Source organism: Algoriphagus persicinus (assembly GCF_035156415.1).
GTDB classification, from domain to species: Bacteria; Bacteroidota; Bacteroidia; order Cytophagales; family Cyclobacteriaceae; genus Algoriphagus; species Algoriphagus persicinus.
In genome coordinates this window covers 1-15,680 of record NZ_JAYEEY010000002.1, presented here as the reverse complement: position 1 = coordinate 15,680, position 15,680 = coordinate 1, and the positions used below count along the sequence as shown (strand labels likewise).

Annotated in this window: 11 protein-coding genes; 7 read left to right on the top strand and 4 right to left on the bottom strand. The window is 41.8% G+C overall.

The window, feature by feature from the left end; genetic code table 11:
• Positions 1–249: 249 nt before the first annotated feature.
• Together U3A58_RS01720 and U3A58_RS01715 are read left to right on the top strand one after the other, a co-directional pair.
• Positions 250–3,267, top strand: a complete 3,018-nt coding sequence (locus U3A58_RS01720; RefSeq protein WP_323821653.1) for a SusC/RagA family TonB-linked outer membrane protein — start codon at positions 250–252, stop codon at positions 3,265–3,267.
• A gap of 6 nt (positions 3,268–3,273) precedes the next feature.
• A complete protein-coding gene (locus tag U3A58_RS01715; RefSeq protein WP_323821652.1) occupies positions 3,274–4,944 on the top strand; it encodes a RagB/SusD family nutrient uptake outer membrane protein in 1,671 nt (556 codons plus the stop codon).
• A gap of 102 nt (positions 4,945–5,046) precedes the next feature.
• On the opposite strand, the gene U3A58_RS01710 is transcribed toward U3A58_RS01715, so the two are convergent.
• Complete coding sequence (locus U3A58_RS01710) at positions 5,047–6,069, bottom strand: LacI family DNA-binding transcriptional regulator (protein ID WP_323821651.1); 1,023 nt, start codon at positions 6,067–6,069, stop codon at positions 5,047–5,049.
• A 177-nt stretch (positions 6,070–6,246) separates the two neighbouring features.
• On the opposite strand from U3A58_RS01710, the gene uxaC reads away from it, so the two are divergent.
• The 5 genes from uxaC to U3A58_RS01685 all read left to right on the top strand — a co-directional run bounded on the left by uxaC (position 6,247) and on the right by U3A58_RS01685 (position 11,325).
• Positions 6,247–7,686: a glucuronate isomerase gene (gene uxaC, locus U3A58_RS01705; RefSeq protein WP_323821650.1), complete on the top strand. Its 1,440-nt coding sequence runs from the start codon at positions 6,247–6,249 to the stop codon at positions 7,684–7,686.
• Between the two features lie 2 nt (positions 7,687–7,688).
• Positions 7,689–8,507: an SDR family oxidoreductase gene (locus tag U3A58_RS01700; RefSeq protein WP_323821649.1), complete on the top strand. Its 819-nt coding sequence runs from the start codon at positions 7,689–7,691 to the stop codon at positions 8,505–8,507.
• 58 nt (positions 8,508–8,565) lie between these two features.
• The gene (uxuA, locus tag U3A58_RS01695) at positions 8,566–9,741 is read left to right on the top strand and encodes a mannonate dehydratase (RefSeq protein WP_323821648.1); all 1,176 of its coding nucleotides are present in this window, start codon (positions 8,566–8,568) and stop codon (positions 9,739–9,741) included.
• Positions 9,738–10,292, top strand: coding sequence for a sugar O-acetyltransferase (locus U3A58_RS01690; protein WP_323821647.1), 555 nt, complete (start codon positions 9,738–9,740; stop codon positions 10,290–10,292). Before uxuA ends, U3A58_RS01690 begins: the two co-directional genes overlap by 4 nt.
• A 100-nt stretch (positions 10,293–10,392) precedes the next feature.
• On the top strand, positions 10,393–11,325 hold the full coding sequence (locus U3A58_RS01685) for a UDP-glucuronic acid decarboxylase family protein (RefSeq protein ID WP_323821646.1): 933 nt from the start codon (positions 10,393–10,395) through the stop codon (positions 11,323–11,325).
• 232 nt (positions 11,326–11,557) lie between these two features.
• Here U3A58_RS01685 and U3A58_RS01680 read toward each other — a convergent pair whose 3' ends face one another.
• The 3 genes from U3A58_RS01680 to U3A58_RS01670 all read right to left on the bottom strand — a co-directional run.
• Positions 11,558–13,126 (bottom strand): sulfatase, encoded by a 1,569-nt coding sequence (locus tag U3A58_RS01680; RefSeq protein WP_323821645.1) that lies wholly within the window; start codon positions 13,124–13,126, stop codon positions 11,558–11,560.
• Positions 13,127–13,395: 269 nt separating this feature from the next.
• Positions 13,396–13,584 (bottom strand): hypothetical protein, encoded by a 189-nt coding sequence (locus tag U3A58_RS01675; protein ID WP_323821644.1) that lies wholly within the window; start codon positions 13,582–13,584, stop codon positions 13,396–13,398.
• Between the two features lie 360 nt (positions 13,585–13,944).
• The coding region (locus U3A58_RS01670) for a T9SS type A sorting domain-containing protein (RefSeq protein WP_323821643.1) at positions 13,945–15,680 on the bottom strand (1,736 nt) is incomplete at its 5' end.

The following is a 15,680-nucleotide window of genomic DNA, read 5'->3' as shown; positions in this document are numbered from 1 at the left end:
TAGCTGTGTACTATATCCACTACGAACTACGCTAAGAAGAATTACTAGTGAATTGTAGCAAGAATGTTCACTTGTGCAAAATTAACGCAATCGATTGCGTAACTCCACCGTTTATCCTGTTGAAATTAGGGGTTAAACAAGTTAACTTGACCTCATCATTACATTGGACTCTGTCTGCTATTATATAGAAAGATTGGTTTTCAATTCGTTTTGATGGTAAATTATATTTAATAACAAACCCATTTTACTATGCACGCAAAATTTTACACTTGCCTCCGGGTGGTGTTCTTTCTGTTGCTCACTGTCTCATACAGCTGGGCTCAGCAAGTACAGGTAACAGGATCAGTCTATGACGAAACAGGCCAGCCCTTACCAGGTGCCACTATCCTGGTCAAAGGTACCACCACTGGTACCACCACAGATTTGGATGGAAAGTATTCCATTTCAACTCCAGCTAACGGAACTCTGGTTTTCTCTTTTATTGGATACAATCCAATAGAAAAAGTAGTCGGAAATCAAACCGTCCTTGATGTTAACCTTACTCCTGATCTCTCAGACCTAGAAGAAGTAGTTGTCATCGGATACGGTACTGCCAAAAAGAGTCAATTAACCGGTGCAATTTCCTCAGTAGGATCCAAGGAAATCTCCGAACTTCCCATCACTGACGCCAGACAAGCACTCCAAGGACGTGCAGCAGGTGTTGATGTCACACAACCTGGATCAAAGCCAGGATCTGCTCCTCAAGTCCGAATCAGAGGTAGAAGATCATTTAATGCATCCAACGAACCACTTTATGTTATTGATGGTATTCCAGTAGTAGGTGGACTAAACGATATCAATCCACAGGATATCACTTCTATGGAAGTATTGAAGGATGCCTCTGCAACTGCAATTTATGGTTCTAGAGGATCTAATGGGGTAGTATTGATTACTACCAAAAGAGGTACCAAAGGCAAGACAATCGTTTCAGTTGATTCATATTATGGTTTGAATAGAGAACTTGGAAGAATTGATGTATTCAATGGACCAGAATTCGCTGAATATAAAAGAGAGTCTAGACGTGCAAGTGGAGAATATCCTGAAGGACCGGCAACTCCAGCAGCAGATGAATCACTTTTTGAGCCCGTTGAACTTGAGGGAATAGCCTTAGGCAGAAGTACTGATTATGTAGGCGGTTTATTAAGAAATGGCGCGATACAAAGTCATCAAGTTGGTGTAAGTGGTGGATCTGACAAAACCACATTCTTCGTATCAGCTAACTACTTCAATGATAAAGGCGTAATCAAAAAGCAGGATTATACTCGTTATACATTTAGAGCAAACCTTGATCATCAAATTAATAAAAAGATCAAATTTGGAACATCTACTCTAGTTTCATTTAGTGAGAGAAATGGAGCAAACTTCAATCCTCTGGGTGGAGCTTTAGCAGAAAACCCTTTGGGTAAGCCATTTGATGAAGATGGAAATATCATCTTCTTGCCTACTTCTGATGGCTTGAGAACCAACCCTTTTGCTGAAATCGTAGAAGGAGCCCAAGAAGATCTGACAAAAAACTATAGAATTTTCAATAGTATTTTTGCTCAGTATGACATCTTACCTGGCCTTAACTATAGAATGGTTTTTGGTCCAGATATCACAATTAGCAGAAATGGAAGGTTTACAGGATCTCAAACCAATTCAAGACGTGGTGGTGATGCTACAGGTAGCGTAAATGACGAATTCTCATTTAACTTTACGTTAGAGAATATCTTATCTTATAATAAAACTTTCAAAGAAATTCATAATCTTAATATTACTGCACTTCAGTCCATTCAGCAAGATCGCTACGAGCAAACGGCAGTAAGTGTATCTGGTATTCCTGCCGAGTCGCAGTTTTACCATAGATTAGGAGATGCTTCTCAAATAACAGGTGCCAACACTAACTTGAGAGAATGGGCATTAATGTCATTCATGGGAAGAATCAATTATGATTTCAAAAATAAGTATTTGTTAACTGCTACCCTGAGAGCTGATGGTAGCTCCAGATTTGGTGAGAACAATCGATTTGGTTACTTCCCTTCTGTAGCTGTGGGATGGAATGTTCATTCCGAAAGCTTTTTGCAAAATTCTTCAACTGTAGATCAATTGAAGTTTAGAGTTTCCTATGGATCCATAGGTAACCAAGCAATTAATCCATACCAGACTCAGGCATTACTGGGTAGAACTAGCTATGCTTTTGATAATTCTGCAGCATTTGGATACAGACCAAATACGATTGGTAACCCTGATTTACGTTGGGAGACTTCTACCACATTCAATGCAGGTTTAGACTTTGCACTATGGAATAGCAGAGTATTCGGTTCCGTAGAATACTACATTACAAATACATCAGATCTACTTGCACCACAGCCTCTTCCTAATTCAATTGGATTTGGAGGATTTACGACCAACATTGGTGAGACTCAAAACCGTGGTATTGAATTGACACTATCTACATTGAATATGGAGAAAGGTGATTTCACATGGACTTCTGATTTGATTTTCACTAAAAACACGGAGGAAATTATTTCCCTACCGAATGGTGATGATATCTCAGCAGGAAGATTTATTGGACAGCCTTTGACTATTTTCTATGACTTGAAGAAAATTGGAATTTGGCAAACAAGTGAACTTGATGAGGCAAAATCTTTTGGGAGTGTACCTGGTGAAATCAAAATTGAAGATTTCAATGGTGATGGTAAAATCAATGCTGAAGATAGACAATTCTTAGGATCTGCTGTAGCTGATTTTGCGTTGGGATTCACTAACAGATTTAGCTACAAAGGATTCGATTTGTCCTTCTTCCTATATGGTAGATTTGGATCCATGCTTAGATCTCAGTTCCACACTAGCAACAACTCTTTGGCTGGTAGATATAACAACTTGGATATAGATTACTGGACAACAACCAATCCTACGAATGCTTATCCAAGACCTAATGTAAACCAAGAGAGCGCTAAATATGCTAGTTCTATGCAGTACTTTGACGGAACCTTTCTTAAGGTTAGAAACATCAACTTTGGGTACAATTTCACACCAGAAGCAGTTAAGAAAATTGGATTTACGAGCTTGAGAATTTACACCAGTATTCAGCAGCCCTTTATTTTTGCTAATTACAGATCAGAACATAAGGGTATAGATCCAGAAGTCTTCATAGATGGAGAGCAAGGTGTAGGTGGCGGAATTGTCAATTCTAATGTTTCACCTGCAGTTACTTCTTTCACATTTGGTATTAATGCAAAATTCTAATCAGCAATGAAAAAATTAGCAATAAAAATGAACTTATGGGCTAAATCAACAGCCCTTCTACTAGGTGTATCAGCAATGGTATCCTGCAGCGGATTTCTTGAGGAGGAAGTAGTTTCTCAAATCGGCAATAATTACCTCAATACTCCTAAAGGCCTTAATGATGGCGTTAATGCCGCTTACAGTACTATGAGAACCTGGTATGGCACAGAGCGAGGTAATAATTTCACTACTTTTGGAACAGATCTCTTTACCAATGGTGCAGATGGTTCTTGGAAATTCATGAATACGTACACGAATCAGTTCGATTCCCAAAATGGACATGTTCGTGAACTTTGGGATCAATTCTATCAAGGAATAAATACTTGCAATGCGGTAATAGACAGATCCGCAAATGTTACGGGGGTCTCTGAAGCAGTGGTTTTGCAAAGAATTTCTGAAGCCAAATTTATCCGTGCTCACCATTACTTTATTATGGTGCAATTATTTGGAGCAATTGATTTACAGCTATCTGAAACAACCGGTCCTACAAAAGAAGTTACAAGAACTCCAGTAGCCGCTATTTATGCAGCAATAATTAAAGATTTGCAGGAAGCTATTCCAAATTTGGAGGCAAAGGCTAAATCAAGTGATTACGGTAGAGCAACTCGTCCTGCGGCAGAGCATTTATTAGGAAGAGTATATCTTACCAAAGGTACTTCTGAGGCTGGCGAAGCAGCAGACTACGGAAAGGCAGAGACTTTATTAAAAAGCGTCATTGACAATTACGGATTCTCCCTACTTCCTGATTTCGGAGATGTTCACGGTTTTGGCAATGAAATCAATAATGAAGTAATCTGGTCAACTCAGTATACCTATGATCCACTTACAACAGGTGGAGGTAACAACGCGCACGTATTTTTCTTGATGGAATATGACGTGCAGCCAGGTATGCAACGAGATGTAGAGAATGGGCGGCCATATAAACGCTTTAGATCCACTGATTATACACTGAATACTATCTTTGCTGATCGGGTAAATGACTCACGGTACAAAAACACCTATGTAGATCATTTCTTATCTAACAAACCTGGTACTTATAATACCACTTTCGATAAATCAAAAGCTTCTGTGACTTATGCTAGGGGAGATACCACTATATGGCTTCCAGGGTATAATATGACTGAGGCTGAAAGAGCAAAATATCCTTATCAGGTCCTGACTCCAGAGCTCTACACCGAAAGATTGTTCCCTCCTATGAAGAAGCAAAAGGATCCAGGACGTGCAGATCGTACGCAATTTGCAGGTGGTAGAGACTACATTGCCATGCGTCTTGCAGACACTTACTTGTTACTTGCTGAGGCTCAATTTAGACAAGGAAAAATCGATTTAGCTACTGAGAATATCAATGTGGTAAGGAGAAGAGCTGCATTTCCTGGCAAGGAAGCCGATATGGAAATCTCTGAATCTGAATTGACTTTCGAATTCATTACTGAAGAAAGAGCGAGAGAACTTATTGGTGAGCAAACTAGATGGTTGGATCTAATAAGATGGGGAATTCTTGTTGAGCGGGTGAAAGCTTACAACCCACAAGGAGCTCCAAATATTCAAGATTTTCACACGCTGCGACCAATTCCACAAAATCAGATTGACCGGGCAGAGGGCAATGCCAGTGCCTTCCCACAAAACCCAGGATACTAGGTTAATTACTGAACTAAAAAATAAAAAAGAGCTGTTCCGATATTCGGAACAGCTCTTTTTTATTTTGTTTACCACTAATGCAAAGGCTATTCTATGAATAGGCTATTCTCCCAAAGTCGATTCTCTGATTGTCATCTTAGAAGGAATAGTGATCACCTGATCTAGCAGCTCATTGTGCTTCGGTTTGGTCAATTTCTTGATTAGCAATTTGGCACATTCATTTCCAATTGCCAACGTCGGCTGAGTGATCGTCGTAAGTGATGGGTTCAGCAGGCCTGCAATCGATGAATTGGAAAAACTAATCAATTTCAAGTCAGAGGGCATCCTCAATTTGGTCCTTTTTACAGCATGATACGTAGCAAATGCCAATTTCTCGGCGGATGCCAATACCCCATCGGGTCTGTTTGGTGACATCAGCAATTCCTCTACCAATTTCACATTACACTCTTCATCATGAGAGCAATAAAGTGTCATAGCCGGATCCAATTCCCATCCTTCACTTTTGATAGCATCATTATAGCCACGTTGCCTGTGTTCGCTAATCGATAAATCTTTACCAAGCGTAAGCAATGCGATTTTTTTGCATCCTTGCTGGATCAGATGCTTAGTGCCTTCATAAGCACTTTCGTAATCATTCGTGATGAATTTGGTTGTTGGGATTTCCGACCTTATCCTATCAAAAAATACAACAGGCAGCCCCCGATCATGTAATTTTTGCAAATGCGAAATATCACTTGTTTGGCTGGTAACCGACATGACGATGGCATCAGCTCTTCCATTTAGGAGCAAATTCACGATTTTGCGCTCCCGCTCTATGTCCTCATGCGTATTGTAAATTAAGAGATGGTAGCCCTGATCTTGAGCTACTTCTTCTATCCCATCCATTACTTGCGCAAAAAAGCTGTTTATCCGCTCAGGGATGATTACAGCGATAGTTTTGCTCTTATTTTCGCGCAAACTCCGTGCAAATGGATTAGCATGATAATTCAGCTTCTCAGCCATGCTGATCACCTTTTTCTTTGTCGCATCTGAGATTTCGTAACTATCATTTAAAGCTCTAGATACGGTGGAAGGCGCGAGCTTTAATTCTGCGGCCAACTCTTTTAAACTAATTCCTGAAGCCATGATACTTAAGTGTAAACTGGGTTAATTGTTGCCAACAATTTACAAATCATTGTGCGTATTAAGCCTATACCACCTACATAATTTCGAAATCGTTTCCGCATTTTATTCCACAAATGAAGCTGATTCAGGGTATTTTTAGAATAATAAAATGTTGTAGAAATTTAGCCTAAATAACCAATGCCCTATTCAACAACGAAATCGTCATTCCTATCAGACGATTTTCTTTTGCAAAATGATTTTGCCAAAACGCTTTATCATCAGTATGCTAAGGACTTACCCATCATTGATTATCACAATCATCTTCCCCCTGCTGAAATCAACGCAAATAAAAAATTTGAAAACATCTCCAAAATCTGGCTTGCAGGTGACCATTACAAATGGAGAGCGATGCGAACCTTTGGTATCGATGAGAAATTTATAACCGGAGATGGTTCGGACGAAGAGAAATTTACCAGCTGGGCGAAAACCTTGCCCTATACACTTCGAAACCCCCTATACCACTGGTCCCATCTGGAGCTGAAAAGATATTTTGGTTTCGACGAGTTGCTTTCCGATGCAAATGCCGCTGAAGTTTACAAGCATTGCAACACTGTCTTGGAGCAAGAATCTTACTCTACTCAGGGTCTTTTGGCACAAATGAAAGTGGAAGTAGTATGCTCCACAGATGATCCCGTAGATTCCTTGGATCAGCATGTTTCTTTTCATAAAAAGGGCAAAGAGCTCGGCATGTATCCTGCATTCCGACCTGATAAATCCTACGCCGTAGAAAACCCCTCCACATACAAAGCTTATATTTCAAATCTTGGGGAAAGTGCAGGCTTTGAAATCAGCTCATACGAGACACTTTTGGAAGCAATGAGCAAACGAATAGAATACTTCCACCAGCGTGGCTGCAGACTAGCTGATCATGGACTGGAGCAATTGTACTTTTTTGGCAAAGGTGAGTATTCCATAGACTCTATTTTCGCAAAAGTACTGGCAGGAAAAACACCTTCAACACAAGAAGTGAATTTCTTTAAGTACACCACTGTCCTGGCACTTTGCAAAATGTACCATGCCAAAGGATGGGTGCAGCAATTTCACCTTGGGGCTCTCAGAAACACCAATGAACGCTCTCTCAGAATTCTAGGGCCAGATACAGGTTATGATTCTATAGGTGATTTTGATCAGGCGACGGCTATGGCTGGTTTTTTCAATGAGTTAAACTCAGATGATCAACTTACTAAAACTGTAATCTACAACCTCAATCCTCGGGACAATGAGGTTTTTGCTACAATGATCGGCAACTACAATGACGGATCTGTAAAAGGCAAAATCCAATTTGGTTCAGGCTGGTGGTATTTGGATCAAAAAGATGGGATGGAGAAACAGATCAACACACTGTCTAATATGGGTCTGGTTAGTTGTTTTATAGGAATGTTGACAGATTCCCGCAGCTTCCTTTCCTTTCCACGCCATGAATATTTCCGCCGTGTTCTTTGCAATCTATTTGGACAAGATGTAGCCAATGGCGAACTTCCTTGGGATGAAAAGTGGCTGGGAGGTATCATTTCTGATATCTGCTACCACAATGCAAAACAATATTTCGACTTTAGTCCAAAAAACATTCAGGTTTAATTATGAGTAAATCACTATTCTCCCTTGAAAGGAAAAAAATAGCCTTTTCAGGAGCCACCGGAGTATTGGGTAGTTCCATGAGTTTATACCTTGCTAAAGAAGGTGCAGAAGTCTTGATCCTGGGACGCACACCTGTGAAGGTGGAAGGTTTGGTAAAGCAAATAAAAGATGCCGGAGGAAAAGTGTTTGGTTATATCTGTGATATCACTGATGAGGACAGCGTCCAAGATGCCTGTACAGAAATAGAAAAAGAGCATGGCTACATCGATATTCTGATTAATGCCGCAGGTGGAAATATGCCTGGGGCGGTCATCACTCCTGACAAAACTTTAAAGGACTTAGAACTGGATGCCTTACGGAAAGTCATGGATCTGAACTATTTGGGAACAGCCATTCCTTCCAAGATTCTTTTTCCGCTTATGCTAAAAAATGGCAAAGGAAATATCATAAACATCAGCTCAATGGCGGCATCAAGGCCTATGACCCGTGTGATGGGCTACGCCTCAGCCAAAGCTGCAATCGACAATCTCACCAAATTCTTAGCTGTGGAGCTTTGCTCCAAACACGGCCCTGGCTTTAGAGTCAATGCCCTAGCGCCAGGATTTTTCCTCACCGAGCAAAACAGAGCACTTCTTACCGAAGCTGACGGAAGCCTTACCCAAAGGGGAAATCAGATAATCAGCCACACTCCAATGGATAGATTTGGAAAACCTGAAGATCTAAATGGTGCGCTACATTGGCTATGCGCTGATGCCTCAGAATTTGTGACAGGAACTATCGTCGCTGTAGATGGTGGGTTTGGAGCCTATTCCGGAGTGTAAAAAATTTAATATTTGAAATCTCAAATTTCAAATTGGTTAATATTAAACTCAAAATACTATGACCTATAAAATGGAGCAAACCATGCGCTGGTATGGCCCAAATGACCCCGTTAGTCTAAGAGATATACTCCAGTCAGGAGCAACAGGAATCGTAACAGCTCTTCACCATATTCCCAATGGAGAAACCTGGTCACGGGAAGAAATTAAAGAACGAAAAAATATCATCGAAGCTGCTGGCTTGACTTGGTCGGTAGTAGAGTCCGTTCCCGTGCATGAAGTAATAAAAACACGCTCGGGAAACTACCTAGAGGTAATCGAAAACTATAAAGAAACCATTCGAAATCTTGCCTCAGAAGGTATCTATACGGTATGCTACAACTTCATGCCTATACTCGACTGGACCCGAACAGACCTAGAGTACGAGCTTCCCAACGGAGCAAAAGCCCTACTGTATGAGAAGAAAGCTGTTCAGGCATTCGACCTTTTTATCCTAAAAAGAGCAGGTGCGGAAGCTGAATATTCTAAGGAAGAATATGCTGAAGTCAAAGCTTACTATGAAGCTCTCAGTCCTGCCAAGTATAAAATGATCTTCGATAATATGCTGAAAGGACTTCCTGGTTCTGAGATAGGCTATACCTTAGAAGAATTCAAAACCATGCTGGCCACCTATGATGGAATCGATGCCGCCAAACTTGCCGAGCACCTCAGGCTATTTCTGGACGCAATCGTACCAGTGGCTGAAGAAAATGGCGTGAGTGTAGCTATCCATCCAGACGATCCTCCGTTTTCATTGTTCGGGCTTCCTCGTATCATGAGTACAGCAGAAGATGCTAGAAGGATCCTTAGGGATCAACCTAGCCCTTATAATGGACTAACGTTTTGTACTGGTTCTTTTGGAGTGAGAGCAGATAATGATCTTCCAGCTATGGTCAAGGAGTTCGGTGATCACATTCACTTCATCCATTTGCGTAGTACAAGAAGAGATGAAAAAGGCAATTTCTTTGAAGACAATCATTTGGATGGAAATGTACCAATGGTTGCGGTGATTGATGAACTCATACAAGTTCAGCAGAAGCGAGGCAAAAGCCTACCCATGCGACCGGATCATGGGCATTTGATGTTGGATGATTTGAAGAAAAAGACGAATCCTGGCTACTCTGCCATCGGAAGATTGAAAGGCCTTGCGGAAATCCGGGGTGTGGAAGCAGCCCTGATTTACAGTCAAAATAAATGACCGAAAAGGAAAAAATGCTTGCTGGCGAATTCTACCAAGCCAGCGATCCTGAATTGGCAGCAGAGCGCTTGAAAGCCCGAAAACTGGTAAAAACCCTAAATGATTCAGATCCTGAGGATAGTGAGTTAAGGGTTTCGCTGGTGAGAAAAATCTTCGGGAAAGCCGGTGCAAATTTCTGGGTGGAACCTCCATTTTACTGCGATTACGGCTCAAATATTGAAGTTGGGGATGATGTATTCTTCAACTTCAATTGCGTAGTGCTCGATGTCTGCAAAGTGACCTTGGGAAACCGGGTGATGGTAGCTCCCAATGTGCAGTTTTATGCTGCCACTCACCCCTTAGATCACCAAACACGGGGTGAAATGTGGGAATATGGCAAGCCTATCACTATTGGGGATGATGTATGGATCGGCGGTTCAGCGGTGATCTGCCCTGGTGTCAGCATTGGTGAGCGAACTGTTATTGCCGCTGGTGCTGTAGTGACGAAAGATTTTCCATCAGATGTGGTGATCGGCGGAAATCCCGCTCAAGTGATTAAGCATCTTGTGTAAGCAGCATCCAAATCCCATTCCCTGATTTCTTTTCCTTTGTATTGAAAAACATTTGCTTATTTTTGGCCACCAGTGTTTTTAACCCTTTTGTTTAAACTGAATGAAACGAGTATTAGTAAGTGGTGGCGGCGGATTTCTTGGTAGCCACCTTTGTGATCGCCTTCTAAAGGAAGGAAATGAGGTTCTTTGCGTAGATAATTTTTTCACAGGTAATAGGAGAAATATTCACCACCTGCTCGACAATAAGAATTTTGAATTGCTCCGCCACGATGTCACCCATCCACTTTATGTGGAGGTAGATGAAATTTATAATCTGGCATGTCCTGCTTCCCCTGTGCATTACCAGTTTGATCCGGTCCAGACTACCAAAACATCTGTGATAGGTGCTATGAATATGCTGGGCCTGGCAAAGCGATTGAAAATCAAAATCCTTCAGGCTAGTACTTCAGAGATTTACGGAGATCCGGAAGTACATCCCCAACCGGAAAGCTACAAGGGAAGTGTAAACACACTTGGACCACGAGCTTGCTACGATGAAGGAAAGAGATGTGCTGAAACGCTCTTTTTCGATTATTACCGTCAGCACAAGGTTGCGATCAAGGTCATGCGTATTTTCAATACTTATGGACCAAGAATGCATCCTAACGATGGACGGGTAGTAAGTAATTTCATCGTACAAGCACTACAAGGAAAGGACATCACCATGTACGGAGATGGAATGCAAACGCGTTCTTTCTGCTATGTGGACGATAATATCGAAGGAATGTACAGACTGATGAACAGTCGTGATGGATTTACCGGACCGGTAAACATCGGAAACCCGGGTGAATTCACTATGCTTGAACTTGCCCAGCAGATCATTGAATTGACCAATAGCAAGAGTAAAATGATCTTTATGCCATTGCCTCAGGACGATCCTATGCAGAGAAGGCCAGTGATCGACCTTGCGAAAAAAGAACTGGACTGGGAACCCACTGTACAACTTCGAGAAGGTTTGGTTAAAACTATTGCCTACTTCGAATCCGTGATCTGATATATACCTTCCATAAGCAATACAAAAGCCATCTCAGGATGGCTTTTGTAGTTTTAACACAGCTACAATGAGCAGTGTGGCACACAAATTCGGTTGTTTTGCTTTGTCGGTCTTTGGAACACGATCCGAGGCGCAAAAAAATTCAAACGGTCCTTGGTGAAAGTTTACTTTTCTAAATTGACTCCTGATTTAAGTCTTTATAAACTCTTTCTGTGACTTATACACTTTGATGCTAATCCTTTGTCACTTTACTTCCCCACCAGTCCGCATTAGGAGTCCATCCTGGACTAAGCATTTGTTTACGTTCCGCTTCCAAAGCTGGCATCCGTACATTTCTAAATCTATCCAATACTTCCAGATGCAAATTTTCATTGTACTCAGGATCGACTGCAGGCTGATTAGCATGAGTATCCGCTAACCATTCTAACAATTTAGAAGTTAGCCTTTTAGTCTCCTTGGGATTGCTAATAGCAACATTAGTCTGTTCGCTTGGATCATTTTTCAGATTATACAATTCCACCTGCTTATCCTCCCAATAGTAAATCAGTTTCCAATCCCCCTCTCGAACAATGGAACTGGGATCTCCACCCTGATTGCCATAGTGTGGGTAATGCCAGTAAAGCGAGCGATCAGCCAGTTTCATATCGTGCATAGCAGAAGCCAAACTTACGCCCTCAATACTTACACCTTCAGGCATCTGCAGACCCGCCAATTCCAACAGTGTCGGATAAAAGTCTATGCCACTTGCAAGCACATCCAGGGTAATCGATTTTTTCTGTCCTGGGACTTTGATAAAGTATGGAACCCTAAGTCCACCTTCCCACTGATAACCTTTGCCACCTCTTAGAGGTAAATTAGAGGTAGAAAAAGCATCCCCAGAGGCCACTCCCCCATGATCTGAGGTAAATACGATAATGGTATTTTCATCCAAGCCGGCCTTTTCCAGAGCTGCCGTCACCACTCCTACCGCATCATCCATCGCCTCTACAAGCCCTGCATATACTGGATTGTCCTGATACTGCCTGATCGGAAGTCTTCTCTCCATTTCGAATCCATGATCTGCTATCCCCCTCTTTTCAGCCTTTGCTCTGTATTTTGACCACTTTTCCTCCGTAGTCTGTATAGGAGAATGCACAGCATAAAAAGACAACATAGCAAAGAATGGCTTTCGATGAACTTGGGAAATAAAACTAGCCGTCTCATTTGCCAAGCGCATACTTAGATTCTCTCCATCTGGGCCTTGTTCCATTTGGGGATTGTCATAGGGTGCAAAATATCCACCCTTAGGACTCCCAGCTGAATAACCGCCAATATTAGTATCAAAACCATGATCTTGGGGATGTGAACCTTCTCCACCCAAATGCCATTTCCCTGCGAAAAAAGTCTCGTAACCAGCATCTCTCAGAGCCTCAGGAAGCGTCACATAAGAGGCTTTAAGCGCATGGTCATATTTCGGAGGCAAGAGCTTGGTATGTCGCCCATATTCCCTCCATGCTTCACCCTCAGGAGCTCCAATCCAATCTGTGATAGAATGAATAGCAGGTGTGACTCCTGTCATAATACTGGCTCTTGCAGGACTGCAAACAGGCGAAGCAGAATACCCATGAGAAAACTGATATGACCTAGCGGCTATGGCATCGATATTTGGTGTCTCGTAAAATGAACTTCCCGTTGCGCTCAGATCATGATAACCCAGATCATCCACCAGTATAAAAACAATGTTGGGTTGGGCAGGGGATTGGGCAAAAGCATGAAAAAAGACGAGCATGAGCCCAGCAATCGGAATAAACTTCTTAAACATTAGTAAGTTAAGTTTAGCATGAGAATCCCAAGATGGTAAAGATCCTTGAAAATCAAAATATATATGGTAGGTCATGAGGGATATATTATAATCCCGCATTATGCATTAGCAAATCTACTACGGCTTCAAACCGACTCAAAATCAGTCGCTATGCTTCACTTTTCGCTCTCACCGTAGCGGTGCTACGACTCGATCTCCAAAGTGACTGATTTTCTTCCAGTTTGAACCCTCGTTACGAATCCTAATGCATAGTCCGGGATAATTGATTTTTATTGGTCATAACCTGTCCCGTGACGAAGGAAACGGGATGGAATCTCGCAAGGTAAATAATCATCCGGCTGTGTGTCGTTCTTCGACATGCTCGATTTCATCAGGGCTTCACTCTCATTCTTTATCCGACCGCCGAAAATAAAACTATAGCCGTTTTCCTGAAGTAAAGCGATTTTGCTGTTAGACATGAGGACGGCATCGGCTACTACGCTCAAATCCTCTTACTGATACTTTGCCTAAAATCGCCCAATCACCGGCAACATGGTATGCCCTTGAAACCTGTACCCTTGAAAAGCTTCATAGTCCAATGGACAGCCGTTTTCAGCAACCAGCAACCCCATACTAATTGAGGGTTGCTGTGCTTCCCATCTTTGCTATACCCGGCTATATAAGCATCTTCATTTGCTGCCTCAAAATAAAGTGTGGTAACATAAAAGAATATCATCCCGAAATGATCTCCAAGGATGCCCTCCTTGTATAAAAATATCTGTCAGAAAAAAGCCTCTCCTGTTTTCGAGGAGAGGCTTTGGTGTATTAGAACTAATATTTTACTTTTTAATCAATCTCTTGTTCATAACAAGCTTTCCAGTTTGGACCTGAACAGTATAAAGTCCCGGACTCAAGTGATCAATAGTTATTTGGTAGGTAGAGCTTCCACTTTGAACTCCTTCTTCCTCATAAACTAATCTTCCAACTGCATCAAAAATCCTGATTCCCACCGTGGTGCTTTGGTCTAATTCCACTTCAAGATTCACATCAGAATCTGCTGGATTAGGGAACATATTGAAATCTCCGAATCTAGGTTCACGACTCAGCTCAATTGCTCTTTCGATCGTCTGCCCTGCTCTATCAGTACTAAAGACTGTTATTCTGGCTGTTGCTGGAATTTCAGTTCCCATCCATACCAGTGACTTACCTACTAGTGCAAAATCAGCTTGTTCAGCAATGGAATAGGTATGCTGATCATCAACAGGATCAATAGTGTTCAGATCACCTATTACGCTACCGTTATGGATATTTCTAAGTAGGATAGAGTTACTCAATTTAATATCCGAAGCCAGAGGCTTACCCTCTACGAGTACATTTACATTAATTGGCTCTTCAAGAGCAAACCACTCGTTCGCTTGCACATCAACTTTCATTCTATAGAACCCTGCTGCAAGTGGATTGTACGATTCAGCATTGATAGTCAATTTGATTTTCTTACGCTCAAACCAGTTTTCGCTCTGAGATACAATTTTGTCGTTGATTACTTCCACTGGAGTATTCCAAGGAACGGTGATCAATTCTGGCTCCTCTTCCATTCTGTAAACAACGTTACAGTTACCGATAAAGGATCCTGGACTTCCTGCAAGCAAGGCATTCACCGCATTGGCACTGACACATATGTTGTTTCTCTTACCATTAGGCAAAACATGGCAGACCTGAACTTTATCTTGTCCTGCCTTGCCACAAGAGGCTTCAACTGAAATTACCTTAGTGAAGGTTTCATTTCCCACACACTGTTCATTTACAATCAACTCTACCTTGTATTCTTTCACAAAGTCACCATTTGCAACAACCTGGTAAGTTGAATTGTTGGCTCCTGAAATTATAGAGAATGAACCACCTTCATTTTTCCAGTACCATTTGTAAGATACACCAGAATAGGATGAAGGCTGATAAGTTGCTGTCAATGTAGTACTGGAAGGCAACCCTAAGGAACTTGATGCTCCATCAAATATGACCACATTGCCATTTGCATTTTTAGCAATACTTGAACTAATAGACGCCTGTAAGATAGTCAATTGAGCTGCTGTAGTAGTTTGAGAACCGGTAAGATTTCCTGAGTTCGGAACAAACTCAGCTGTAATAGAATAGGCTGCACCAAGCGGTAAGCTAATGGAGAAGGAATTAGAGAATATCCCATCAGTAACAGATAAAGCACTGACAGTTCCGATTGTAGTACCACCGTTTTTGAAGGTGACTGTACCGCCAGTTCCATTTACTTCAAGTTGAGTACTTGAGCTTACAGTCGCAGTCAAAGTAACATTATCTCCCTCGCAGTCAGCAAGAGAGTTTTGGACTGTGATGGTGGTGGCTGCCTTACCGATCACGATAGGTACAGATCCCGCATCGTCATTGTAGTTGCCTGTTTCATCTATGAAGGTCCAGTTTGCTATACCTCCAGGTACGTTGGTGAAGCTTGCGCCAAGAGAAAGTCCTGCCAACGTCTCCCCTTCAATGCCTAGGGCTGTGCCTGTCGCTCCATGAGCTAATGCATCGTATGTGCCGCTGTAACCCG